Source organism: Methylobacterium sp. E-046, from assembly GCF_022829625.1.
GTDB lineage: Bacteria > Pseudomonadota > Alphaproteobacteria > Rhizobiales > Beijerinckiaceae > Methylobacterium > Methylobacterium longum.
Genome location: NZ_JAKSYP010000073.1, coordinates 62,987 through 86,815 on the forward strand (window position 1 = coordinate 62,987; position 23,829 = coordinate 86,815).

Consider the following 23,829-nt stretch of genomic DNA (forward strand, 5'->3'; position numbering starts at 1 on the left):
GCCCCGCCCGGACCGATCCGTCCCCGCGCCGGACCCGGCGGCGCTGGGTGCACCACTCGAGACCTACCGGAAAGAGGTGGCATGCCGCCCATCCTCGAAATGCGGGGCATCTCCAAGGCGTTTCCCGGCGTCAAAGCCCTCGACGACGTCAATCTGACGGTCGAGCCCGGCGAAATCCACGCGCTGGTCGGCGAGAACGGTGCCGGCAAGTCCACGCTGATGAAGGTCCTCAGCGGCGTCTACCCGCACGGCACCTACGAAGGCGAGATCACCTACGAAGGGCGCCCCGGGCACTTCCGCGCCATATCGGACAGCGAGCGGCTCGGGATCGTCATCATCCACCAGGAACTGGCCCTGGTGCCCGACCTGTCGATCGCCGAGAACATCTTCCTCGGCAACGAGCAGGCGCGCTTCGGGATCATCGACCGGGAACGGACCTGTGCCCGCTGCCGCGAGCTCATGGCGCTGGTGGGGCTCGACGAGAGCCCCGACACCCTCGTCACCCATCTGGGTGTCGGCAAGCAGCAACTCGTGGAGATCGCCAAGGCTCTCTCCAAGGCGGTCAGGTTGCTCATCCTCGACGAGCCGACCGCGAGCCTCAGCGAGCCGGACAGCGAGGCGCTGCTGCGCCTGCTGCTGCGCTTCAAGTATCAGGGCATCGCGTCGATCCTGATCTCGCACAAGCTCAACGAGATCTCCCGGGTGGTCGACCGGATCACCGTCCTGCGCGACGGCACCTCGGTGGAGACCCTCGATTGCCGGACCACCGCCATCGACGAGGACCGCATCATCCGCGGCATGGTCGGCCGCGCGATGGCCAGCCGCTATCCCACCCGCGAACCGCGGATCGGGGACGTGCTCATGGAGGTGAGCGACTGGACGGCGCACCACCCCGTCCATGCCGACCGGCCGGTGGTGCGCAACGTCAGCCTGAACCTGCGCAGGGGCGAGATCGTCGGGATCGCCGGCCTGATGGGGTCGGGCCGGACGGAACTCGCCATGAGCCTGTTCGGACGATCCTACGGGCAGGGCATCAGCGGCCGCGTCACCATCGACGGCGCGGAGGTCGACGTGTCCACCATCGACCGGGCGATCGCGGCCGGCCTTGCCTACGTCACCGAGGACCGCAAGCAGCTCGGCCTCATCCTCGGGGAGGACATCGCCAAGAACACGACGCTCGCGAACCTGCCGGGCGTCTCCACCGCCACGGTGATCGATCGGGATGCCGAGCACCGCATTGCGGGCGCGTACCGCACCAAGATGCGCATCCGCTCCTTCGGTGTGGCGCAGCAGGCCGTGAACCTGTCGGGCGGCAACCAGCAGAAGGTCGTGCTCAGCAAGTGGCTCTTCACAGAGCCCAAGGTGCTGATCCTCGACGAGCCGACCCGCGGCATCGACGTGGGGGCCAAGTACGAGATTTACACCATCATCAACGAACTCGCCGGAGACGGACGAGGCGTGCTGATGATCTCATCGGAGATGCCCGAGCTGCTGGGCCTCTGCGACCGCATCTACGTCATGAACGAGGGACGCTTCGTCGGCGAGTTCCGGCGCGCCGACGCGAGTCAGGAGGCGATCATGCGCGCCATCATGCGCTCCAAGGACCTGAACGGATGACCGATATCCCTTCGAGCAAGGCCCTGATGTCTCCGGTCGCCGCCGCACCGGACGTGGCGACCGGGGACCGATCTCGGAGGCCGCGCGCCGCCATCCGGACGGCGCAGCTGCGCGAGTACGGGCTCGTCTTCGCGCTGGCGGTCATCACCCTGTTCTTCGAGTACACGACCGGCGGCGTGCTGTTCCAACCGCTGAACCTCTCCAACCTGATCATGCAGAACAGCTACGTCGTCGTGATGGCGCTGGGCATGCTTCTGGTCATCGTGGCCGGCCATATCGACCTGTCGGTGGGCTCCCTGGTTGCTTTCGTGGGCGCCCTGGCAGCCCTGCTGATGGTGCGCTTCGGCTTCGACCCGATCTCGGCCTCCCTGGTGTGCCTGATGGTGGGGGCGGGGATCGGCGGTCTCCAGGGCTACTTCGTGGCCTACCTCGCCATCCCGAGCTTCATTGTCACCCTGGCGGGCATGCTGGTCCTCCGCGGACAGACACAGGCGCTCCTGCAGGGAACCTCCATCGGACCCTTTCCGGAGGCATTCCAACTCCTCTCCAAGGGCTATCTCGCCAACGTCGCCGGATCCTCGACCTCCCTCCTGATCGCCCTCGTCCTCGTCACGGCGCTGGTCGGCCTGAACTGGCGGCGGCGGACGGCGCAGATCCGGTACGGCAGCCCGGCCGATTCTCCGGCGGCCTTCATCGTCCGCAACGGCGTGGCCGCCATCCTGATCCTGGCCTTCGCGTATCAGATGAGCGTCTATCGCGGCTTGCCGAACGTCCTGCTCGTTCTCTTCGTGCTGGTGATGCTCTACGGCTTCGTCACCACCCGGACGACGATCGGGCGCCGGATCTACGCGCTGGGCGGCAACATCAAGGCGGCCCGCCTCTCCGGCATCAAGACCGAGCGGCTTACCTTCCTGACCTTCGCCAACATGGGCGCCCTCGCCGGGCTCGGCGGGCTGATCTTCGTCGCGCGGCTCAACACGGCCAATCCGAAGGCCGGCGTCGGCTTCGAACTCGACGTGATCGCGGCCTGCTTCATCGGTGGCGCCTCGGCGGCCGGCGGCATCGGCAAGGTGTCGGGCGTCGTGATCGGCGCGTTCATCATCGGCATCATGAACAACGGCATGTCGATGATGGGGATCGGCGTCGACTGGCAGCAGGTCATCAAGGGCATCGTCCTGCTCGCCGCCGTATGTCTCGACGTGCACAACAAGAACAACCGGCTCTGACGTTCGCGCCGCTTTGCGCATGCGGGACAGACGAAAACCGTCCAAGCGCTTCGCCAGCTCGGCCTCCGGTGGAAGCGGGACGACGCGGCAGCGCCGCGCCCGTCGGCGGCACGCTCCCGCGGATCGCTGCGTCGCGGTCACTCTGGCCCGGCGGCCGAAGCGTCGGTCCGCACGACGGAAACCGAATCCCGAGGCGACAGGTTACGGCCTCCCGCCCTCACCGCGCGGTCGGACGCATCCGCGCTGGACCCTGCCGCCGCTGGTTCAGGTCTTGCGCGCGACCGTGAACCGGGCGGCGTCGCGCAGGACACGGGCGCCCTCACCCCAACCCGCCACCGCATCCTCGCAGACGCCCACGAGCCGGTCGCACTCGGCCCTGGCACCGTCGACGCCGAGGCGATCGACCAAGGTGGCCTTGCCGGCCTCCTTGTCCTTACCGGTCGCCTTGCCCATGGCTTCGGGCGAGGCCTCCCGATCGAGGATGTCGTCGGCGATCTGGAAAGCCTGACCTAGAGCGAGGCCGTAGCGCAACAGGGCCGACCGCTGCCCCTCGTCGGCGCCGCCGACGATCGCGCCGGCCTCCACCGAGAAGGCCAGGATCGCGCCGGTCTTCATCGCCTGCATCCGCAGGGTGTCGTCCACGTCCATGGTGGCCACGCCGAACCGGCCTTCGGCCGTGAGGTCGAGCAACTGCCCGCCGACCATCCCGCCGAGGCCGGAAGCCCGGGCGAGGCCCAGGACGAGGTCGGCGCGGATCCGGGCATCCGGCTGCCATACCGGGTCGGCGACGATCTCGAAGGCCAGCGTCTGGAGCGCGTCGCCCACCAGGATCGCGGTGGCCTCATCGTAGGCCTTGTGGACGGTCGGCTTGCCGCGACGCATGTCGTCGTCGTCCATGGCGGGCAGGTCGTCGTGGACGAGGCTGTAGCAATGGACGAGCTCGACGCCAGCCCCGGCCGCCAGGGCCGCCGCTTCGGAGCCGCCGAGCATCCGGGCCGTCTCGATGGCCAGGAACGGTCGAAGGCGCTTGCCGCCGCCCAGCACCGCGTGGCGCATCGCCTCCATGAGGCGCGGCGGACGGGCGATCTCGCCGACGCCGACCGTGGGGCCGAGGCGCTCGACCAGGAAGGATTCCACGATGCCGGCGACTTCCGTCAACCTGTGGGTAAAATCGATGGCCGGCGAGCCTGCCTTGACCGAACCGGTCGGTGCCTGCGTTGAGGGGGTCGGGGTCATCGGGCTTACGTCCGGTCCTGGCCTTGCAAAAAAGAATCGCACGTCAGTTGAGCGGGAACGGGATCACGGTGGGCGGGGCAAGACGCAGGCGAGACGCGGGAGATCGCGACCTTCCGCTCGCGCGCCCGCGGCGCTCCCGCCCTGTCCGCCAGATCCTCGGGGTGCTGCTCCTGCTCCCCGCCCTCGCGTTCGTTTCCGCGCTGACGCTGGGGCTCGTCTATAGCGCGGTGATGCCGCCGTCGACCCTGATGCTCGGCCGGTGGTTGACGCTTCAGCCGGTCAGTCGGGATCCGGTGCCGCTGAGCGCCATCGCCCCGGTCCTGATCCAGGCCGTGATCGCGTCGGAGGATCAGCGCTTCTGCCTGGATCATGGCGTCGATTTCGATGCGATTCGCGACGTGGTCGAGGATGAAGATTCGCCGAGCCGCGGTGCCTCGACCATCGCCATGCAGACGGTGAAGAACGTCTTCCTGTGGCCCGGCCGTTCCTACATCCGGAAGGCCATCGAGATCCCTCTGGCCCTGGCGTTCGACACCCTGTGGGGCAAGCGCCGCATGATGGAGATCTACCTGAACGTCGCCGAGTGGGGCGACGGGGTCTACGGGGCGCAGGCGGCGAGCCGCCATTGGTTCGGCAAGGACGCGAGCCGGCTGACATCGGGCGAGGCGGCGCTCCTCGCCGCGGTCCTACCCAACCCGATCAGCCGCAGCGCAGGCCGTCCGTCCCCCGGCGTGCGCCGCCGCGCCGCGCGAATCCAGGCCATGATGGGCCGGATCGACGGTCTGACGGGGTGTCTCCGGCGATGACGCTTCCTAGGGTCGACGGCCGCGCGCGGTGCCGCGCGATCGAGGCGACGCGTTTCCATGCCGTCACGGCGAACCGGGGGCAGCGACGGCCATCGCGGACGTCCGGATCCGGAGGCCGCGCCGTGGCTGCGCGACCACGCGCGGCGGGAACGTCGACAGGCCGGTCGCGTGCGTTCCCGATGAACTAGGTCGATCGGCCGGATCGCGACGAAAACGGCAGCCACCGGCGGTAGTAGCCGCCGAACGCGGTCTGATAAGAGGTGCGCCAGATCCGAAGCCGGGACCGATATCAATGAGCGACGCCGTCTACGACCTGACCTTGGAGCGCATCGCCCTGATCCGCCGGATGGTCGTCGCCTGGGGCGGTGCCGATCCGGGGGCCCCGACCGTCCATCCCGAGGCACCCTACGGCAGCCTCGACCGCGACGGCGACATCGCCAACGTTACGGGAGACGACGAGGGGGCAGAGGACGAACACCGCGCGCTGAAGGATGGCCTCGCCGTGTTCGCCCAAAACGCGCAGCTGAAGCCCGGTCGCTACCAGTACCACAACGCCCTCGCCAAGCTCGACCACGGCGCGGTCGGCGACGTCTTCCGGGATTCGGAGACAGGTGAGACGCCCGAGCTCATTACCTTCGCGGTAACGCCGGAGCACATCGCGCTGATACCGAGGCTCACCTACGGCTGGGACATCGCGCACGACGTGCCACACGTGGATCCGCAGCATCCTTACGGCGACGGGGGTTCGTACACCGCCGCGATGGCTCGCCATCTCGCCGCCGTCCCGGGAGCGGCCGCGAACGACGACGAGGATTCGGAGAATCGGCTCGTGCGCCTGCATCGCGAATTGCAGCCGGCGCTGCAGATCTTCCTGCGCTACGCCGACCTCGGACCCGGGGACTTCCGGCGCTCGGCCGAGGGCTGGGAGCCCGCCTGACGCGACACAGCGTCCGAAGCGACGCAGCCTCCGCGGGCGGGGCAGCCAAAGCCGGTTCCGGTTCGAGCCTTCGCTCGACGTGGCGCTGCCGTTGCACTTTGGCCTGGGGCAGCGACACGTGGGGGGCGGCTCTTCCCGCTCGGCACCGCTCTCGAGGGGAGCGGCGCCATCGACGGGTAAAACTCAGCCCTCGCGCTTCTTGCGCTGCGCCAGGGTTCGAAGCCGCAGGGCGTTGAGCTTGATGAAGCCCGCCGCGTCACGGTGATCGTAGGCGACGGCGCCTTCCTCGAAGGTCACGAGGTCCTGATCATACAGGGAGTGCGGGCTCTCGCGGCCGATCACGTGGATGCCGCCCTTGTAGAGCTTGAGCCGCACCGTGCCGGTGACGTGCTCCTGGCTCCTGTCGATCAGCGCCTGGATCATCTCGCGCTCGGGCGAGAACCAGAAGCCGTTGTAGATCAGCTCCGCGTATTGCGGCATCAGCTGATCCTTGAGGTGCGCGGCACCCCGGTCCAGCGTGATCGATTCGATCGCCCGGTGTGCCGGCAGGAGGATCGTGCCGCCCGGCGTCTCGTACATGCCGCGGCTCTTCATGCCGACGAAGCGGTTCTCCACGAGGTCCAGGCGTCCGATGCCGTTCGCCCGGCCGAGCTCGTTGAGCTTGGCCAGCAGACTGGCGGGCGACAGCGTCTCGCCGTCGATCGAGACCGCGTCGCCGCGCTCGAAGCCGATGGTGATGAGTGTCGGCTGGTCTGGCGCCTCCTCGGGGGACAGGGTGCGCGAGTAGACGTAGTCCGGTACCTCGACGGCCGGATCCTCCAGCACCTTGCCCTCGGATGAGGCATGCAGGAGATTGGCGTCCACCGAGAACGGGCTCTCGCCGCGCTTGTCCTTGGCGATCGGGATCTGGTGCTGCTCGGCGAAGGCGATGAGCTGCTCGCGGGACCGCAGATCCCACTCGCGCCAGGGGGCGATCACGGTGACGTCCGGCTTGAGCGCGTAGTAGCCGAGTTCGAACCGGACCTGATCGTTCCCCTTGCCGGTCGCACCGTGACAGACCGCGTCGGCCCCGACGCGTTCCGCGATCTCGATCTGCTTCTTGGCGATCAGCGGCCGGGCGATCGACGTGCCCAGGAGATAGACGCCTTCGTAGACGGCGTTCGCCCGGAACATCGGGAAGACGTAATCCCGGACGAACTCCTCGCGCAGGTCCTCGATGTAGATGTTCTCGGGCTTGATCCCGAGCAGCTCGGCCTTGCGCCGGGCCGGCTCCAGCTCCTCGCCCTGGCCGAGATCGGCCGTGAAGGTCACGACCTCGCAGCCGTAGGTGGTCTGCAGCCACTTCAGGATGATCGATGTGTCGAGGCCTCCGGAATAGGCCAGCACGACCTTTTTCACGGGACTTTTCGCGGGATCGGACATGCGGCTTCCGGAACTGGGACGGGGCCTTTGCCGCTTATCGCGGGTGGCATTGGCCTGCAACCGGCGTGTCGCCTCGCGCGTAGCCCTGTCGCTGGACGATGGAGCGTGTTTCGCCTCACGGCGGCCTTGCAGCTGTGCCAGACATGGCGCGGGCGTTGCCAGTCGTCACCGCCACGAGATTGCATCGGAGAAGCGAAGTCTATGGCGCGCCAGCCGATTCTGGAGTTTTGGTACGAATTCGCCTCCACGTATTCGTACCTTGCGGCGATGCGCGTCGAGGCGGCAGCCGCGGAGGCCGGCGTCGCGGTGCGGTGGCGGCCCTTCCTCGTCGGTCCGCTCTTCGCCTCTCAGGGCTGGACCACGTCGCCCTTCAATCTCTACCCGGCCAAGGGCAAGAACATGTGGCGCGACGTGGAGCGCGAGGCCGCGCGCCTCGGCCTGCCGCCGCTGACCCGCCCGGCCCAGTTCCCGCAGAACAGCCTCAGCGCCGTGCGGGTCGCCGTCTACGGACAGGATCAGGACTGGCTCGTGCCGTTCTCGAAGGCTGTCTTCACCGCGAGTTTCGCCGAGGGGCGGTCCATCGCGGAGCCCGCAGCCGTGGTCGAGATCCTGGATTCGCTCGGCCTCGACGGGACGCAGACCGTCCGCGCTGCCGCCGCCGAGGCCAACAAGACCAAGCTGCGGGTCAGCGTCGAGGAGGCGCGCTCCCGCGGGATCTACGGGGCGCCGACGTTCCTGGCGGACGACGGCGAGCTGTTCTGGGGCAACGACCGCCTGGACCTCGCTCTGGCCTGGGCGACCGGCGACCGGCCGAAGGGGCTCAGGTAGGGCTGGTTTAGGATCCCGTTCACGCGCTTCGGCCATCACAACGACCCGACCCCGTGTTCCTCGTCCGGCCCCGCTTCGGTGCAGCCGGCGCGGGGCGCACGATGCCCCGGACGAATCCCATGCCTGTTTCCCGACGTCTTTTCCTCGCTGCAGCCGGTGCCACCCTGGGCACCGGTATCGGCCGCGCCGCCGCCCAATCCTACGGGCAGCGCGTGGCGGTCACCGGCGACGACGGCAAGGCGGTGGCCAACTCGATCCTGCCGGGCGAGATCACCGGACAGATCCCGGCCCTGCGGGGGGTGACCTATGTCGGGCCGCGCGACGCCGGGACCACCCTCTACGAATTTTTCGACTTCAACTGCCCGTTCTGCCGGAAGGCCGCGGCCGACGTGGCTGCACTGCATGACAGCGATGCTGAACTGCGCGTCGGCCTTGTCCACAATCCGATCCTGTCGCCGCAATCCGCCCAGGCCGCCAAGGTGATGCTCGCCGTGCAGCGCCGGCTGGGTGCGCAGGCGGCCTGGGGCTTCTACCTGACACTCCTCGGGAAGCCGGGGCGCATCGACGGCCCCGGGGCGCTGGGCGCGTCAGCGGCCCTCGGGATCCCGCAGGCCGAGATCGAGGCCATCGCCGACAGCGAGGAGGTGCGCGCGGCGCTCAAGAGCCAGATGCGCATGGCGGCCGATCTCGGTCTCTACGCCACGCCGTCCTACGTGGTCGGTAACAGCGGCATCCTCGGTCATCCCGGCGCCCGCGCCATGGCCAAGATGATTGCCAGCGTCCGGCGCTGCGATCGGCTCGCCTGCTGACACCGCACGGCGTCACACTTCCGCCGTCCTATCGCGCTGCGGCGCTCGCGTCCGTGTTGCGTGCGGCCATGCTGGCATGCTAGGCGGTCGCCGCGCGACAAGGTCCGGTCCTCGACCCTGCCTGCTGTCGGCGCGATCCCACGTCCCGAACGGTCTCGCACCGCGCTCCCGCCGGAGCGCGCGGAGCGGGCGGGCAACCAGAGAAGAGAGCGACGGGTGGCGCAGAACGGTTCCGAGGCTGGTCCCCTGGTCGCAGGCGTGGCGGGCCGGTACGCTTCCGCCCTGTTCGAACTCGCGCGCGACGAGCGCCAGGTCGATGCAGTCGCCGAGGCGCTCAACCAATTCAACACGTTATTGAACGAGAGCGCGGACCTGCGCCGCCTCGTCCGCAGCCCGGTCTTCAGTGCCGAGGAGCAGAAGGCCGCGATCGGCGCCGTGCTCGACAGGGCCGGCATCGGCGGTCTCGCGGCCAACTTCATCCGCCTGACGGCCGCGAACCGCCGGCTCTTCGCGCTCCCCGACATGATCGCGGCGTTCCGGTCCCTGGTCCAGGATTCGAAGGGCATCGTGCGCGCGCAGGTCCGCGTCGCCGAGAAGCCGTCCGACGCCGTGATCGAGGAGATCAAGGCGTCGCTCCGCGACATCGCCAAGGCCGAGGTCGATGTCGACCTCGTCGTCGACCCGAGCCTGATCGGCGGTCTCGTCGTGAAGATGGGCTCGCGTATGGTCGACGCGTCCCTCAAGACCAAGCTCAACGGTATCCGCCTCGCGATGCGGGCCGCGCGCTAAGCGCCCCCATCCGATCCGAACACACATAGACGCATCAGCGACAGAGGCCCGAGTATGGACATCCGCGCCGCCGAGATTTCCGCGATCCTGAAGGACCAGATCAAGAACTTCGGCGAGGAGGCCGAGGTCTCCGAGGTCGGACAGGTCCTGTCCGTGGGTGACGGCATCGCCCGCGCCTACGGCCTCGACAACGTCCAGGCCGGCGAGATGGTCGAGTTCGAGTCGGGCGTGCGCGGCATGGCCCTCAACCTCGAGCAGGACAACGTCGGCATTGTGATCTTCGGCTCCGACCGCGAGATCAAGGAAGGCCAGACCGTCAAGCGCACCGGCGCCATCGTGGACGTGCCGGTCGGCAAGGGCCTCCTCGGCCGCGTGGTCGACGGCCTCGGCAATCCGATCGACGGCAAGGGCCCGATCCAGTCCACCGAGCGTCGCCGCGTCGACGTGAAGGCTCCGGGCATCATCCCGCGCAAGTCCGTGCACGAGCCGATGGCGACCGGCCTTAAGGCGATCGACGCCCTGATCCCGGTCGGTCGTGGCCAGCGCGAGCTGATCATCGGCGACCGCCAGACCGGCAAGACCGCCATCGCCCTCGACACGATCCTGAACCAGAAGCCCGGCCACACCGCCGGCGGTGACGAGAAGGCCAAGCTCTACTGCATCTACGTCGCGATCGGCCAGAAGCGCTCGACCGTCGCCCAGTTCGTGAAGGTCCTCGAGGACCAGGGCGCCCTGGAATACTCCATCGTCATCGCCGCCACGGCGTCGGACGCGGCCCCGATGCAGTTCATCGCGCCCTTCGCCGGCTGCGCCATGGGTGAGTATTTCCGCGACAACGGCATGCACGCCGTGATCGTGTACGACGATCTGTCCAAGCAAGCCGTAGCCTACCGTCAGATGTCGCTGCTGCTGCGCCGCCCGCCGGGCCGCGAGGCGTATCCGGGCGACGTGTTCTACCTCCACAGCCGCCTGCTCGAGCGCGCCGCCAAGATGGGTGACGCCGCCGGCAACGGCTCGCTGACCGCCCTGCCGGTCATCGAGACCCAGGCCAACGACGTCTCGGCCTACATTCCGACCAACGTGATCTCGATCACCGACGGCCAGATCTTCCTCGAGACCGACCTGTTCTACCAGGGCATCCGTCCGGCGGTGAACGTGGGCCTCTCGGTGTCGCGGGTGGGCTCCTCGGCCCAGACCAAGGCGATGAAGAAGGTCGCCGGCAAGATCAAGGGCGAGCTCGCGCAGTACCGCGAGATGGCTGCCTTCGCGCAGTTCGGCTCGGATCTCGACGCCTCGACCCAGCAGCTCCTGAACCGGGGCTCGCGTCTCACCGAACTCCTTAAGCAGCCGCAATTCTCGCCGCTGAAGATGGAGGAGCAGGTCGCGGTGATCTATGCGGGCGTCAACGGCTACCTGGACAAGCTCCCGGTCGCCAAGATCCGCGCCTTCGAGGACAGCCTGCTCGGCACGCTGCGCTCGAAGCACAAGGACCTGCTCGACGCGATCGCCGCCTCCAAGGACCTGTCGGACGAGAACGCCGGCAAGCTGAAGAGCGTGGTCGAGGGCGTGGTCAAGACCATCGGCTGAGGCATAAGCCCCCTCCCCCGCGTGGGGAGGCTCCTCCCTTCAGGGGAGGCGTAGGGGTGGGGGCGACGCAGGACCGGACGGTTCGGCACCCTCGAAGCCACCTTCACCTCCGGCTCCTCCTCGCGACGGGGAGGAGAGGCCCTTAGGAACGGACCTGGACCTCACCCGATGGCGAGTTTGAAGGACCTGCGCAACCGCATCACCTCGGTGAAGGCGACGCAGAAGATCACCAAGGCCATGCAGATGGTCGCCGCCGCCAAGCTGCGCCGGGCGCAGCTGGCCGCCGAGGCCGGCCGTCCCTACGCCGAGAAGATGTCGGCCGTGCTGGGCAACCTCGCCGGCAATCTCGTCGGGGGCGTCGGCGCGCCGAAACTTCTGTCGGGGACGGGCTCCGAGCAGACGCACCTCCTGGTAGTCTGCACCGGCGATCGTGGCCTTGCCGGCGCGTTCAACTCCTCGATCGCCCGCCTCGCGATCCGCGAGTACGCCCAGAAGCTCACGGCCGAGGGCAAGACCGTCAAGATCATGACGGTCGGCAAGAAGGGTCTCGACATGCTGCGCCGGCAGTATCGCGACCAGATCATCGAGAGCATGGACATCCGCGGCAACCGCCCGGTGGACTACGCCTTCGCGGCCGAGATCGCCGACAAGATCCTGACCCGCTTCGAGGCCGACGAGTTCGACGTCGCGACGCTGTTCTTCTCCGAGTTCCGCTCGGTCATCTCGCAGATCCCGACGGCCCAGCGCCTGATCCCGGCCGAGCTGCCGGCGACCGACGCGCGCCCGACCTCCACGGCGGGCAACGCCGCCCTGGAATTCGAGCCGTCCGAGGAGGCGATCCTGGAGACGCTCCTCCCGAAGAACCTCACGGTTCAGATCTACCGGGCGCTCCTGGAGAACGCCGCGTCCGAGCAGGGCGCGCGCATGAGCGCCATGGATTCGGCCACCCGCAACGCGGGCGAGATGATCAAGAAGCAGACGCTGATCTACAACCGCACGCGTCAGGCCATGATCACCAAGGAACTCATCGAGATCATCTCGGGTGCGGAAGCCCTCTGAGGCGCCGCGACCTGAACGCACAGCTTGAAGGGTAGGTTTACGATGGCGAACACCGCAATCCCCGGCACCGGCTCCAACAAGGCGGGCAAGATCACCCAGGTCATCGGCCCCGTGGTCGACGTGCAGTTTGAGGGCCACCTGCCCGAGATTCTGAACGCCCTTGAGACTAAGAACAACGGCGCCCGCCTCGTCCTTGAGGTGGCCCAGCAGCTCGGCGAGAACACCGTCCGCTGCATCGCCATGGACACGTCCGAGGGCCTGACCCGCGGTCAGGAATGCTTCGACACCGGTGAGCCGATCAAGGTTCCGGTGGGCATGAACACGCTCGGCCGCATCATGAACGTCATCGGCGAGCCGATCGACGAGGCCGGCCCGGTCCAGGCCGATACCTACCGCGCCATCCACCAGCCGGCCCCGTCCTACGCCGACCAGTCGACCGAGGCCCAGATCCTCGTCACCGGCATCAAGGTCGTGGACCTGCTCGCCCCCTACGCGAAGGGCGGCAAGATCGGCCTGTTCGGCGGCGCCGGCGTCGGCAAGACCGTGCTGATCATGGAGCTGATCAACAACATCGCGAAGGTGCACTCCGGTTACTCGGTCTTCGCCGGCGTGGGCGAGCGCACCCGCGAGGGCAACGATCTCTACCACGAGATGATCGAGTCCAAGGTCAACATGGACCCGAAGGAGCATAACGGCTCCGCCGAGGGCTCGAAGTGCGCCCTGGTCTACGGCCAGATGAACGAGTCGCCCGGCGCCCGCTCGCGCGTCGCGCTGACCGGCCTGACCATCGCGGAGCAGTTCCGCGACGACGGTCAGGACGTGCTGTTCTTCGTCGACAACATCTTCCGCTTCACGCAGGCGGGCTCCGAGGTGTCGGCGCTGCTCGGCCGCATCCCGTCGGCGGTCGGCTACCAGCCGACCCTGGCCACCGACATGGGCGCCCTGCAGGAGCGCATCACCACCACCAACAAGGGTTCGATCACCTCGGTGCAGGCCATCTACGTGCCGGCCGACGATCTCACCGATCCGGCCCCCGCCGCGTCGTTCGCCCACCTCGACGCCACGACCGTGCTGTCGCGCTCGATCGCCGAGAAGGGCATCTACCCGGCGGTGGATCCGCTGGACTCCACCTCGCGCATGCTGTCCCCCGCCATCCTCGGCGAGGAGCACTACGATGTCGCCCGCCGCGTCCAGCAGACCCTGCAGCGCTACAAGGCGCTCCAGGACATCATCGCGATCCTGGGCATGGACGAGCTGTCCGAGGAGGATAAGCTGACGGTGGCCCGCGCCCGGAAGATCGAGCGCTTCTTCTCGCAGCCCTTCTCGGTGGCCGAGGTGTTCACCGGCTCGCCGGGCGTGCAGGTGCCGCTGGAGGATACCATCAAGGGCTTCAAGGGCCTCGTGAACGGCGATTACGACGATCTGCCTGAGGCGGCCTTCTACATGGTCGGCACCATCGAGCAGGCTCAGGAGAAGGCCAAGAAGATGAAGGCTGCGTAAGTCAGCGCGTCCCTCCCCCCAGCGGGGAGGGCCAGGGGTCGGGGGGTGCCGGTCGCGGCGCCATCCCGACCCGTTCCACCTCCGGTCCTTCCGGTATTCCGGCAGGAGCACGTGACGCGGGTTCGGGAAAACGTCAGGCTATGGCCACCTTCCACTTCGATTTCGTCGGCCCTGAGCGGACGCTGTATTCCGGCGAGGTGACGGCCGTTCAGCTGCCCGGCATCGAGGGCGAGATGACCGTGATGCCGGGACATGCCCCGGTGCTGACCTCCCTTCGCGTGGGCGTCATCGTGATCACCGAGAGCCAGGGCAGCGGCAAGCGGATCTACGTCCGCGGCGGCTTCGCCGATATCGGGCCGACCACCGTGACCGTTCTCGCCGAGCGGGCGGCTCCGATCGAGGAACTGACCAACGAGTCGCTCGACCGCGACATCGAGGCGGTTGAGATGCAGCGGGACGCCACCGAGGATCTCCAGAAGCGCGAGGAGCTGAACGGCCAGATCGTCCAGCTCCAGGAGACGAAGGCGCTCCTGAAGCTCTGAGCTAGGACCCGCGGGCGCTCTCCAGCGCCTGCGCCAGCAGATCGGCACGCGCCTGCTCTCCTGAGAGACAGCCGCGGGCCAGCCAGGTTTCGCGCGCCGTCGCCAAGCCACGGCCGATGGCCGGACCGGGTTTCACCCCGGCGGCCACGAGATCCGCCCCGGTGATCGGGAAGACCGGGACGTCGCTCAGACGCTGCAGCGCCCGGCGCGCGTCGTCTGCGATGGCGGGGCGTGGCTCGCCCGATACGATCTCCAGAGTGTCGCGGAGCATCATGAGGCCGTGCTCCGCCGCGAGCGCCGGCACTGCGTCCCTCGCGATCGTCGCGCGACCGTGCAGGCCCGCCAGGATTTCCGCATAATCGGTCAGCTGCGCGTGCTCGTGGTTCGCGAGGCGCAGCCGCTCGCGCAGGCGGTCGGCGTCGTGCCGTGCGCCGACCGCGAGGGCCGCGAGCCGCATCACGGGCGACAGCGCGGCGACAGCGGCGCGCTCCAGCCGGCCGAGCTCGGCCACGCCGCCGGTGATCCGCTGGAGCAGGCCCGTGCCGCTCAGGATCGCCACCATCGCGGGACCGCCCGCGGCGGCCAGCAGCTTCAGGAATTCGGATCGGACCCGCTCGCGGGAGAGGCGGTCCAAGCCGTTCCGCGCGGCCACGCAGGCGGCGAGGGCCGCTGCGTCGGGCTCCCCGATCCCGAAGCGGGCGTGGAAGCGGAAGAAGCGCAGGATCCGCAGGGCATCCTCCCGGATCCGCGTCGCCGGATCGCCGATGAACCGGACGCGCCCTGCCTCAAGGTCCGGTATCCCGCCGACCCTGTCGTGCAGACAGCCGTCGCGATCCAACGACAATGCGTTGACGGTGAAGTCCCGTCGCTCGGCGTCCCGTGCGAAGTCGCTGCCGAACCGGACGACTGCGTGGCGGCCGTCGGTTTCGACATCCTCGCGCAGGGTCGTGACCTCGATCGGGCCGTCCGCGGTAACCAGGGTGACCGTGCCGTGCTCGATCCCGGTCGGAATCGCCTTCAGGCCGGGCGTCCGGCTGGCGCAGGCCATGACCGCGTCCGGCCGCAACGTCGTCGCGAGGTCGATATCCGCGGAGGGCGTTCCGAGGAGCGCGTCGCGCACGCAGCCTCCGACCAAGCGAGTCTCGGCGCCGGGCTGATCGAGGGATGCGAGCACGTGGCGTATACCGGGGCGCTCGAGCAGCGCCGACACGGCCGCGCGATCGAGGTCGCGCCTCAACGGAAGCCGCCCGGGACCAGGCGGCCGTTCTCCATATGGGTGGGCACGTAGCCGCCGGGCCGACGTTCCGAGAACAAGCCTTCGTAGACCAGCGTGCCGATCACCACGGCCAGTCCGGCCAGGACGAGCCGGAGGAGATGCGGATCCCAGTGCCCGCGTCGCAGCGGGTTGCGGCCGGCCAGCACGAGGTAGACCAGGAACAGGACGAAGGGGATGAGGAAGAGGCCGAACTCTTCGAGGACGCGACGCAGCATGGTTTCCCGTGGCCTATCCCGCCGAGCGGCGGACTTCACCGGTCTCGGTTTCCGGGTAGAGGCGCTCCCGGAGGTTGTTGAGGATCCCGGCGGTGACGCCCCAGATCAGGCGATCGCCGAAGGTCAAAGCGTAGAACCAGCGCGTGCGGCCCTGCCAGGCCCTGGAGCGGAGCCGGTAGCGCTCCCGATCCATCAGCACCGCCAGCGGCACCTCGAAAACGTCCGCAACCTCGTTGGGGTTCGGCCGAAACGTCGCGTCGGGTGCGACGAGACCGATCACCGGCGTGACCAGGAAGCCGGTGCCCGACAGGTAGGGATCGAGATAGCCGAGGAAACGGACCGACGCGGGGGGCAGGCCGATCTCCTCGTGGGCCTCCCGCAAGGCCGCGTCCGCAGGTCCCGGATCGGCGGGATCGATCTTGCCGCCAGGCAACGCGACCTGCCCGGAATGGTCGCGCAGGTTCGCGGCGCGCTCGGTCAGCACCAAGCTCGGGCCGCCCGCACGGAGAATCACCGGCGCCAGCACGGCCGCGCGCCGGTGGGGCGGCGGCGGGATCACGGCCGAGCCGTCCGGATCGAGACTGTGATCGCCGCGGGGATTCGAGGTGGGATCGTCCGGTCCCGGCGGGTCCGCCGACAGGCCGGACTCGGCGCGGGCCAGGAAGTCGATCAGTTGCTCACTCACCGATGACGGCCGGCGCGATGGGGTGGAAGATGCCGCCGGCCCAGAGGCCCAGCCACGCTTCACCGTCCACGCTCCGCTCCTCAGCGAGATCCACGAGATCGTAGGTGAGCGAACGGGTCAGGAGGGCCCAGAGGCCGCGGCGGACGTGAATGTAGGGCTTGAGTGCCCCGTCCGGCGCCTCCTCGAAGCGCAGGCCGTGCTCGGCATCGACGCTGACCAGATCGTCGACGTTGGTCCTGAAGGAGATGCGTCGAGCCTCCCCGGCGCCGTCGACCGCCATCTCGACCGCCACGAAGGCCGCGTCCTCGACCGTGATTCCGACGCTCTCTACGGGGGTCACCAGGACCGTCCGTCCATCCGGTTCGCGCCGCAGGATGGACGCGAAGAGTCGGACGAGCTTCTCCCGGCGGATGGGCGAGCCGTTGTGGTGCCACGTCCCGTCCGCCGCGATGCGGATGTCGATCGTGCCGCAGTAGGGCGGATCCCAGCGCTCCACGGGCGGCAGCCCGCGCTTCGGCACGCCGTCCAAGGCAGCGCTGAGGCGGCTCAATGTGGGATCGGGGGCAATGTCCTCGCTCATAGTCGAACAGATAGCGCCCCGTCGGTCGGCAGCCATGGTCGCCGCACCGGTTCGACCGACGCGTCTGCGACGGCGGTCAGGCCGGTCCGGCGCCCTGGGTGTTGACCGTGAGCACGTAGAGCGACTGGCTGGCGGCCATGAACAGGCGGTTCCGCTTCGGCCCCCCGAAGGTGATGTTGCCGCACACCTCGGGCAACCGGATCCGCCCGATCAGCGTGCCCTGCGGCGTCCACACGGTGACACCGTTGTAACCCACCGCCCGGCCCGCGTTGCTCGACACCCAGAGATTGCCGTCCACATCGGCGCGCAGGCCGTCGGGCCCGCATTTCACTCCGTCCACGACGCAATCCGCGAAGAGCCGCTGGTTCGAGAGCGCCGAGTCGATCCCGACATCGAAGGCGTAGATCTCGCCCTTGCCGCCGGGACCCGTATCGCCCGGCCCCGTCCCGGTGGAGCAGACGTAGAGGATACGGTGATCCGGCGAGAAGCAGAGGCCGTTCGGATCGGGCACCTGATCGTCGGTCAGAACCCGGTCGATCCGGCCAGAGGGGTCGACGCGGTAGACCGCGTTGGGCAGTACACGCCGCTTCGTGACGGTGCCGGCCGGTTGCCCGAGCCGCGGATTGATGCGTCCCGTCGGGTTGGATGGGCCGCCGGCCTCGTCCGGCAAGCCCTCGTAGAGCAGGCCGCCATAGGGCGGATCGGTGAACCAGTACGATCCGTCGGCGTGCTGGACCACGTCGTTGGGGGCGTTGAGCGGCCTGCCCTCGAAGGCGTCGGCCAGCACCGTCGCAGAACCATCGAGCTCGTAGCGCACCACCTGCCGGCTGGCATGCTCGCAGGAGAGCTGGCGGCCCTGCCGGTCGAAGCTGTTGCCGTTGGAATTGTTGCTCGGCGCGCGGAACACCGAGACGTGTCCATCCTCCTCCAGCCAGCGCAACTGGCGATTGTTGGGGATGTCGCTCCAGACGAGGAAGCGGCCGACGGCGTTCCAGGCGGGCCCCTCCGCCCAGAGGGCACCTGTCCAGAGGCGGCGGATGGCGCTGTTCGGGACCACGTACGGCGCGAAGGCCGGATCGACCGTGATCACGTCAGGATCGGTGAAGTAGGTGGTCGGGGGCCCGGCGGGCCGGAAATCCCGCGGCGGATCGGTGATGGTGCTGGGCGGTTGCGGCTGGGCCAGAACGCCGCTCGTGCTTGCCAGAACGGCCCCAGCCCCGGCCCCGGCCAACAGGGCGCGTCGCGACGGTGCGGCTTGTCCGCCCTCCATCCCCGGATTCCATTTCCCCCACGGCTTCATCGTTGCTCCTCCGATGACGGCGGTCGTCATCTACCGCGTGAGCCTTGCGCCGGAATGACGCGACCGACGGCTCGATCAGCCGGGCCGACGCCGCAGGATCTTCCAGACGCCATCCGCCGAGGCGAGCAGGCGCGTGCCCTCACGGACATCGCCGCGCATGAAGACGAGGGAGCCGGTGCGCTTCACCACCTGCGGCCGGATCTCGACCCAGTCGCCGAGGCGGCCGACATCGATGAACTTCATCTCGAGCTGGATGGTCACGCAGTTGGCGCCGTCCGCCGCGCGCATCGCGGTCTCGCCGAGCGCCCGGTCGGCGAAGCTCATGAGCATGCCGCCGTGGACGACGCCGATGAGGTTGGCGTGCTTCTGCTCCGCCCGGAACGCGTAGGATCCGTCCGTTCCGCGCAGGTGCAGCGGGCCGACATGGGCGATGAAGCCGCTGTCCTCGATCGGCGCAAAGCCTTCGGGAACGGGATCGCGGGGATTCGTGTCGGTGGTCATCGCATCCTGTCCGTGCCTGTCGCGGCCGTGAGATAGGGCGGCGGCTTCAAGTGCCCCGCGGCTTCGCCCGGCGGGTCGGAGCTTCGCTGAGCGGATCCTCCGGCCAGGAGTGGCGGGGATAGCGCCCGCGCATCTCCGCCCGCACCGCCGACCACGAGCCCCGCCAGAACCCCGGCAGGTCGCGGGTGATCTGGATCGGGCGCTGCGCCGGCGACAGGAGGTGCAGCACCAGCGGCCGACCACCGGCGGTCGGGTGCCGATCGAGGCCGAAGAGCTCCTGCACGCGCACGGCGAGGGCCGGCTCCGCGGCGGCGTAATCCACGGGGATGCGCGAGCCGGTCGGCACCTCGACATGGGTCGGTGCCTCCGCGTCGAGCCGGGTGCGGAGCTGCCATGGCAGGAGATCCTGCAGGGCGCCGGCGAGGTCGTCCGCCGTGACGGCCGACAGGGCGGTGCGACCGACGAGGGCCGGGGCGAGCCAAGCCGGGGCGGTCGCGACGAGAGCGTCGTCCGAAAGGTCCGGCCAAGCGTCGCCCTCGGCACCGTGCAGGAACCGGATCCGGGCGCGCCACTGCGACAGGGCGGTCGTCCAGGGCAGGCGATCGAGTCCGAGATTCGCGATGCCCACCGCCAGGATTTCCGCACTCTCCGCCGTCGCCGGCGCCGGCAGCGGTCGCGAACCGAGGTTGACTGCGCCCAGACGGCGGACGGCCCGTGCCCGGAGGGCGGCGGCCTGCGGGTCGAAGTTGATCTCCGTGCGCGTCTCGATCCGGTCGGCGAAGGTCCGCTCGATCGCCTCGGCAGCGATCGCCGCCGCCGCCAGTATGCGCGCATTGCCGGCCGCCCCGGCGAGGTCGGCGACCACCAGATGCGTCTCCCGCGCGAGGGGGCTCGCCGGGTCGAGCCGGCCGGCCCGGCCACTCGCCATCACGAACTCACCCTCGCGTCCGCGGGCGCGGGCGACGCGATCCGGATAGGCGAGCGCCAGGAGCGGACCCGCGGAGGCCGGCGCGTCCGGCTGGCTCCCGCCTGCGATCCGCGCCCAACCTTCCGCGAGCCGGCGCATGTTGGCCGCCCGGTCGCCCCTGTCGCGGCGGAACCGCTCGACCCGCTCGTCGAGATCGACGCTGTCGCCGCCCAGGCCACGCTCCGACAGGACCGCCGCGAGATCCGCTGCCGCGCGGGCTTGCCCCTCCCCGGCGGCTGCCGTCACCATCCGGGCGAGACGCGGCGGCAGCGGCAGCGCCCGAAGGCGCGCCCCGACCTCCGTCAGGCGCCCGGCTGCGTCGAGAGCCCCGAGTTCAGCTAGCGAGGCGCGGGCCTCCGCCAGGGCCGGAGCCGGTGGCGGATCGAGGAAGGCCAGGCGCCGCGGATCGGCCACCCCCCAGGCGGCGCAGTCGAGGAGCAGCCCGGCGAGGTCGGCCGACAGGATGTCGGGCCGCGTGAACGGCTCCAGGGCGCTGGTGCCCGCCTCAGTCCAGAGGCGCCAGCACAGGCCCGGCTCCGTGCGGCCGGCCCGGCCGCGGCGCTGGTCCACGGACGCGCGGGACGCCCGCGCGGTCACGAGCCGCGTCAGGCCGAGGCCCGGCTCGTAGACCGGCACCCGCGCCAGCCCGGAATCGACCACGATCCGCACGCCCTCGATGGTCAGCGAGGTTTCGGCGATGCTGGTGGCGAGCACCACCTTGCGGGTGCCGGCGGGCGTCGACGCGACGGCGCGATCCTGCTCGGCCGGGCTGAGGGCACCGTAGAGCGGCGCGAGCCGCACGTCGGGATCCACCCGCACGGCGAGGATGTCCGCCGTACGACGGATCTCCGCCTGTCCGGGCAGGAAGACCAGCACCGAGCCGGGATCCGCTCGCAGGGCGCGGAGCGTCACGTCGGCCACGACCTCTTCGATGCGCCGGTTCGGGTCGCGCTCGACGTAGCGCGTCTCCACCGGGAAGGCCCGGCCCTCGGAGGCGACCACTGGGGCGTCGCTCATGAGCGCGGCCACCCGGGCGCCGTCGAGCGTCGCCGACATGACCAGGATCCGCAGGTCCTCGCGCAATCCCCCTTGGGCGTCGAGGGCCAGGGCGAGGCCGAGGTCGGCATCGAGGGAGCGTTCGTGGAATTCGTCGAACAGGACCGCGCCGATGCCGGACAGTTCCGGATCGTCGAGGACCATCCGCGTGAACACGCCTTCGGTCACGACCTCGATCCGGGTCCGGGCCGAGATCTTCGAGCCGAGCCGGACGCGCAGGCCGATCGTGCCGCCGACCGGCTCCCCCAGCGTCTGGGCCATGCGGGATGCGGCCGCCCGGGCCGCGAGCCGCCGCGGCTCCAGCAGGATGATCTTGCGTCCTTCGAGCCAGGGAGCCTCCAGCAGGTCGAGGGGAACGCGCGTGGTCTTGCCGGCACCCGGGGGCGCCACCAGGACGGCGGCGTTCCGTCCGGCGAGTGCGCGACGCAGATCGGGGAGCGCCGCCTCGATCGGCAACGCGGTCGTGAGGCCAGCCATCGCGGCCGCTGATGGCGCGGCGCGGCCCCGAGCGCAACCGTCCTGACCGCCGCGTGACGGTGGGCGGGAAACGATACCGGCGGTTCCGCCCGAGCCCTGGCCGAAGTCGCGTCATGCCGCGATGGTGTTGCGTCAAGGCAAGAAAATTTTCGGGAGTGACCCCATGAGAAGCCCTCGCCGCGCCCTCGCTGTGGCGCTGGCCGCCCTGCCCCTGGCGCTCACCGTCGCCCGGGCGCAGGATCGGCTGCCGACCATTCCCCCGCAGCAATACACGCCCGATCAGAAGCAGGCAGCTGAGGCGTTCGAGCAGGCGCGCGGGAAGCCGCCCTTCGGTCCGTTCGAGCCGCTGATGCACTCCCCCGAGGTAATGACCCTCGCGCGCTCGATGGGAGACTACCTTCGCTACAAGCCGAAGATCGGCACGACGCTGTCGGAGCTCGTGATCCTGATGACCGCCCGCCGCTGGACGCAGGATTACGAGTGGTATGTCCACGCGCCGATCGCCGAGAAGGCCGGCATCGCGCCTGAGATCATCGCGGCGATCCGAGACGGCCGCCGGCCCGCGCGATTGAGCGACGACGAGACGATCGTCTACGACTTTACGTCCGAGCTTCAGGACACCCACCGCGTCTCGGACGCAACCTTCGCCCGGGCGGAGTCCCGGTTCGGGAAAGCGGGCGTCGTCGATCTCGCGGCGATCTCGGGCTACTACACGTTCCTGGCGATGGAGCTGAACGCCGCTCGCTACGTGATCCCTGCAGACGGGAAGCCCCTGCCGCGCCATCCGGAGTAAGGGAGCTTATCCTCAGGCGCGGACCGGCTTCATCCCCGTAGTCCACAGGCTGGCGGCATGTCGGAACGGGGCGCCGCGGAGCCGTTGCCCAAACGTTAACCCTCGTGGCCTGTTCTTCTTTCGTTCCGGTTCGCAACGAAGGAGGCCACAATGCTCAGCGAGGCCACGGCCAAGCGAGACGATCACGCCTGCCCGGTTGAGGCGATCACCGCGGCCTATTTGGGCTCTTCCGGCGGCGACGCCGGGATCGCCCTGCGCTGCGCCATCGCGGACGCCCTGTCGGACCTGATGGAGGCCGAGCGGCGCACCCGGGAACGGAGCCGACTGATCTCCCGCGGCTACGTCCGCGGCGGCCCCGGGGCGTCGTTCGAGCGGGCAAGCTGAACGGCGACTGCAACAGACCGTCAGGCACGGTGCAGCGTGGCCGTGCGAAGGTCGATCTCGTGATCCGGGACGCCCCACGGCGTACCGCACTTCCCTCGGAGACAGGTCATGACACGCATCGCTCTGCTCTCGGCCGCCACGCTGATCGGCGCGGGCGCCCTGGCCTCGTCGGCGGCCGAGGCTCGCGGCGGCGGCGCCCTCGCTGCGGGTCTCATCGGTGGTCTCGCGGCCGGCGCGCTGATCGGTGCCGCGACCCAGGCGCGTTCCGCTCCCGGATACGGATACGGGTACCCCGACGACGGCTACGCACCCGCGCCCGTGGTGGTACGGCCCGCGCCCACGTACCGGGTCTACGAGGAGGACGGTCCAGTCTACGCCCCCCGCCGGGCCGTCACGTACGAGCGGGTACCGGTCTGGTATGGCCCCGCGCGCCACTGGCGCCGCGATTGGGACGACGGCTACGGCTATCGCGGCTGGTGAGCAGGTCCCGGCGTCGCCGGAGACCGGGATGACCGGTGTGCCGGCGCCGACGATCGAGGCTCCGGGCAGGATCACCGATATCGGCATCGAACGGGCGAACGTTCGATCAGCGTGAAGCCGTTTCCGACTTGCCGACCCGGGACGATCACCCGGGAACACAACCGCATCGGGCGATGGCCTGCGCATCGTTCATCAGCAAAGGCGTCGGCGTTCGGACCGCCGTGGACTCCGCACGGACGCCGGTCCCGTGTCCCCGGCGGCCGGCATCCCGGCCTGCCTGACGATTCGGGCGGTCCGCGCCGTCAGGTGCGGATGTCGAGCATCCGGCCGATCATCCGATCGGACGTCCGGGCCACGGCTGCGTTGAGGGCGAAAGCGGATTTCGCGCCGATCAATTCCGCGGCGGCACCCGAGAGGTCGACCCGGTCGGATGGCGCCAGGGCCGGGCCGCCGACGGGCACGCCGCTCGACGCGATGGTCTGCGCGGCCGTTCCGACGCGCTCCGTGGCGCGGGTCATAGCCGTGGTGGCAGTCTGAAGAGAGTCGATCATGTCAAAGCCTCCCGACGGGCATCGTGACATGGGACGTGCTGAGCATCGGTTTCGCGCATCGCTCAAATGCGATGCTTCAAACTTCGGGACCGCCTGCGATCGGCGCCTCGGCGTGGTGCGGACGGCGGGACTCGAACCCGCACGGCCTTGCGGCCGCAAGATTTTAAGTCTCGTGCGTCTACCGGTTCCGCCACGTCCGCGCCCGC

At 69.4% G+C, this 23,829-nt stretch carries 24 protein-coding genes and 1 tRNA gene; 14 read left to right on the forward strand and 11 right to left on the reverse strand.

The window, feature by feature from the left end:
• Window positions 1-81: 81 nt before the first annotated feature.
• Both mmsA and mmsB read left to right on the forward strand, forming a co-directional pair.
• The gene (gene mmsA / locus MKK82_RS04905; protein ID WP_243984806.1) at window positions 82-1,617 is read left to right on the forward strand and encodes a multiple monosaccharide ABC transporter ATP-binding protein; all 1,536 of its coding nucleotides are present in this window, start codon (window positions 82-84) and stop codon (window positions 1,615-1,617) included.
• A complete protein-coding gene (mmsB, locus tag MKK82_RS04910) occupies window positions 1,614-2,843 on the forward strand; it encodes a multiple monosaccharide ABC transporter permease (RefSeq protein ID WP_243984808.1) in 1,230 nt (409 codons plus the stop codon). Before mmsA ends, mmsB begins: the two co-directional genes overlap by 4 nt.
• A 264-nt stretch (window positions 2,844-3,107) precedes the next feature.
• On the opposite strand, the gene MKK82_RS04915 is transcribed toward mmsB, so the two are convergent.
• On the reverse strand, window positions 3,108-4,079 hold the full coding sequence (locus MKK82_RS04915; protein WP_238290133.1) for a polyprenyl synthetase family protein: 972 nt from the start codon (window positions 4,077-4,079) through the stop codon (window positions 3,108-3,110).
• Window positions 4,080-4,147: 68 nt separating this feature from the next.
• Here MKK82_RS04915 and mtgA point away from each other — a divergent pair, with 68 nt between their 5' ends.
• Window positions 4,148-4,885 (forward strand): monofunctional biosynthetic peptidoglycan transglycosylase, encoded by a 738-nt coding sequence (mtgA, locus tag MKK82_RS04920; protein WP_409566774.1) that lies wholly within the window; start codon window positions 4,148-4,150, stop codon window positions 4,883-4,885.
• 292 nt (window positions 4,886-5,177) lie between these two features.
• Window positions 5,178-5,822, forward strand: a complete 645-nt coding sequence (locus MKK82_RS04925; protein ID WP_238290134.1) for a hypothetical protein — start codon at window positions 5,178-5,180, stop codon at window positions 5,820-5,822.
• Window positions 5,823-6,005: 183 nt separating this feature from the next.
• Here MKK82_RS04925 and MKK82_RS04930 read toward each other — a convergent pair whose 3' ends face one another.
• Window positions 6,006-7,244: an argininosuccinate synthase gene (locus tag MKK82_RS04930; protein ID WP_238290135.1), complete on the reverse strand. Its 1,239-nt coding sequence runs from the start codon at window positions 7,242-7,244 to the stop codon at window positions 6,006-6,008.
• 201 nt (window positions 7,245-7,445) lie between these two features.
• Between MKK82_RS04930 and MKK82_RS04935 the strand changes: the two genes are divergently transcribed.
• From MKK82_RS04935 to MKK82_RS04965, 7 genes are all read left to right on the forward strand, one after another.
• Window positions 7,446-8,072: a 2-hydroxychromene-2-carboxylate isomerase gene (locus tag MKK82_RS04935; RefSeq protein WP_238290136.1), complete on the forward strand. Its 627-nt coding sequence runs from the start codon at window positions 7,446-7,448 to the stop codon at window positions 8,070-8,072.
• Between the two features lie 119 nt (window positions 8,073-8,191).
• Entirely contained in the window at window positions 8,192-8,881 is a 690-nt protein-coding gene (locus MKK82_RS04940) for a DsbA family protein (protein ID WP_238290137.1), read from the forward strand.
• Window positions 8,882-9,097: 216 nt separating this feature from the next.
• Entirely contained in the window at window positions 9,098-9,670 is a 573-nt protein-coding gene (locus MKK82_RS04945) for a F0F1 ATP synthase subunit delta (protein WP_238290138.1), read from the forward strand.
• A 54-nt stretch (window positions 9,671-9,724) separates the two neighbouring features.
• The gene (atpA, locus tag MKK82_RS04950) at window positions 9,725-11,257 is read left to right on the forward strand and encodes a F0F1 ATP synthase subunit alpha (protein ID WP_238290139.1); all 1,533 of its coding nucleotides are present in this window, start codon (window positions 9,725-9,727) and stop codon (window positions 11,255-11,257) included.
• Between the two features lie 168 nt (window positions 11,258-11,425).
• Complete coding sequence (locus MKK82_RS04955) at window positions 11,426-12,316, forward strand: F0F1 ATP synthase subunit gamma (protein WP_238290140.1); 891 nt, start codon at window positions 11,426-11,428, stop codon at window positions 12,314-12,316.
• 42 nt (window positions 12,317-12,358) lie between these two features.
• Window positions 12,359-13,816, forward strand: coding sequence for a F0F1 ATP synthase subunit beta (gene atpD / locus MKK82_RS04960; protein ID WP_238290141.1), 1,458 nt, complete (start codon window positions 12,359-12,361; stop codon window positions 13,814-13,816).
• Between the two features lie 140 nt (window positions 13,817-13,956).
• Entirely contained in the window at window positions 13,957-14,358 is a 402-nt protein-coding gene (locus tag MKK82_RS04965) for a F0F1 ATP synthase subunit epsilon (RefSeq protein ID WP_238290142.1), read from the forward strand.
• 1 nt (window position 14,359) lies between these two features.
• On the opposite strand, the gene MKK82_RS04970 is transcribed toward MKK82_RS04965, so the two are convergent.
• From MKK82_RS04970 to hrpB, 7 genes are all read right to left on the reverse strand, one after another.
• Window positions 14,360-15,568: a CCA tRNA nucleotidyltransferase gene (locus MKK82_RS04970; RefSeq protein ID WP_238290143.1), complete on the reverse strand. Its 1,209-nt coding sequence runs from the start codon at window positions 15,566-15,568 to the stop codon at window positions 14,360-14,362.
• Window positions 15,569-15,591: 23 nt separating this feature from the next.
• Window positions 15,592-15,849 (reverse strand): DUF6111 family protein, encoded by a 258-nt coding sequence (locus tag MKK82_RS04975; protein ID WP_238290145.1) that lies wholly within the window; start codon window positions 15,847-15,849, stop codon window positions 15,592-15,594.
• Window positions 15,850-15,862: 13 nt separating this feature from the next.
• Complete coding sequence (locus MKK82_RS04980) at window positions 15,863-16,534, reverse strand: CoA pyrophosphatase (RefSeq protein WP_243984809.1); 672 nt, start codon at window positions 16,532-16,534, stop codon at window positions 15,863-15,865.
• On the reverse strand, window positions 16,527-17,114 hold the full coding sequence (locus tag MKK82_RS04985) for a DUF1285 domain-containing protein (protein ID WP_243984811.1): 588 nt from the start codon (window positions 17,112-17,114) through the stop codon (window positions 16,527-16,529). The genes MKK82_RS04980 and MKK82_RS04985 overlap by 8 nt, the downstream gene beginning before the upstream one ends.
• Before the next feature lie 76 nt (window positions 17,115-17,190).
• Window positions 17,191-18,414 (reverse strand): SMP-30/gluconolactonase/LRE family protein, encoded by a 1,224-nt coding sequence (locus MKK82_RS04990; protein ID WP_243984813.1) that lies wholly within the window; start codon window positions 18,412-18,414, stop codon window positions 17,191-17,193.
• 75 nt (window positions 18,415-18,489) lie between these two features.
• Window positions 18,490-18,915 (reverse strand): PaaI family thioesterase, encoded by a 426-nt coding sequence (locus tag MKK82_RS04995; protein WP_238290149.1) that lies wholly within the window; start codon window positions 18,913-18,915, stop codon window positions 18,490-18,492.
• A 46-nt stretch (window positions 18,916-18,961) separates the two neighbouring features.
• A complete protein-coding gene (gene hrpB / locus MKK82_RS05000; RefSeq protein ID WP_243984814.1) occupies window positions 18,962-21,415 on the reverse strand; it encodes an ATP-dependent helicase HrpB in 2,454 nt (817 codons plus the stop codon).
• Window positions 21,416-21,578: 163 nt separating this feature from the next.
• Between hrpB and MKK82_RS05005 the strand changes: the two genes are divergently transcribed.
• From MKK82_RS05005 to MKK82_RS05015, 3 genes are all read left to right on the forward strand, one after another.
• Complete coding sequence (locus tag MKK82_RS05005) at window positions 21,579-22,208, forward strand: carboxymuconolactone decarboxylase family protein (RefSeq protein ID WP_238290151.1); 630 nt, start codon at window positions 21,579-21,581, stop codon at window positions 22,206-22,208.
• A 150-nt stretch (window positions 22,209-22,358) separates the two neighbouring features.
• Window positions 22,359-22,592, forward strand: a complete 234-nt coding sequence (locus MKK82_RS05010) for a hypothetical protein (RefSeq protein ID WP_238290152.1) — start codon at window positions 22,359-22,361, stop codon at window positions 22,590-22,592.
• A 108-nt stretch (window positions 22,593-22,700) separates the two neighbouring features.
• On the forward strand, window positions 22,701-23,072 hold the full coding sequence (locus MKK82_RS05015) for a hypothetical protein (protein WP_243984816.1): 372 nt from the start codon (window positions 22,701-22,703) through the stop codon (window positions 23,070-23,072).
• A gap of 302 nt (window positions 23,073-23,374) precedes the next feature.
• On the opposite strand, the gene MKK82_RS05020 is transcribed toward MKK82_RS05015, so the two are convergent.
• Window positions 23,375-23,623 carry a flagellar protein gene (locus MKK82_RS05020; RefSeq protein ID WP_238290155.1) on the reverse strand — a complete coding sequence of 83 codons (249 nt, stop codon included), beginning with the start codon at window positions 23,621-23,623 and terminating at the stop codon, window positions 23,375-23,377.
• A 113-nt stretch (window positions 23,624-23,736) separates the two neighbouring features.
• Window positions 23,737-23,823 (reverse strand) — tRNA-Leu (locus MKK82_RS05025).
• Window positions 23,824-23,829: the final 6 nt, after the last annotated feature.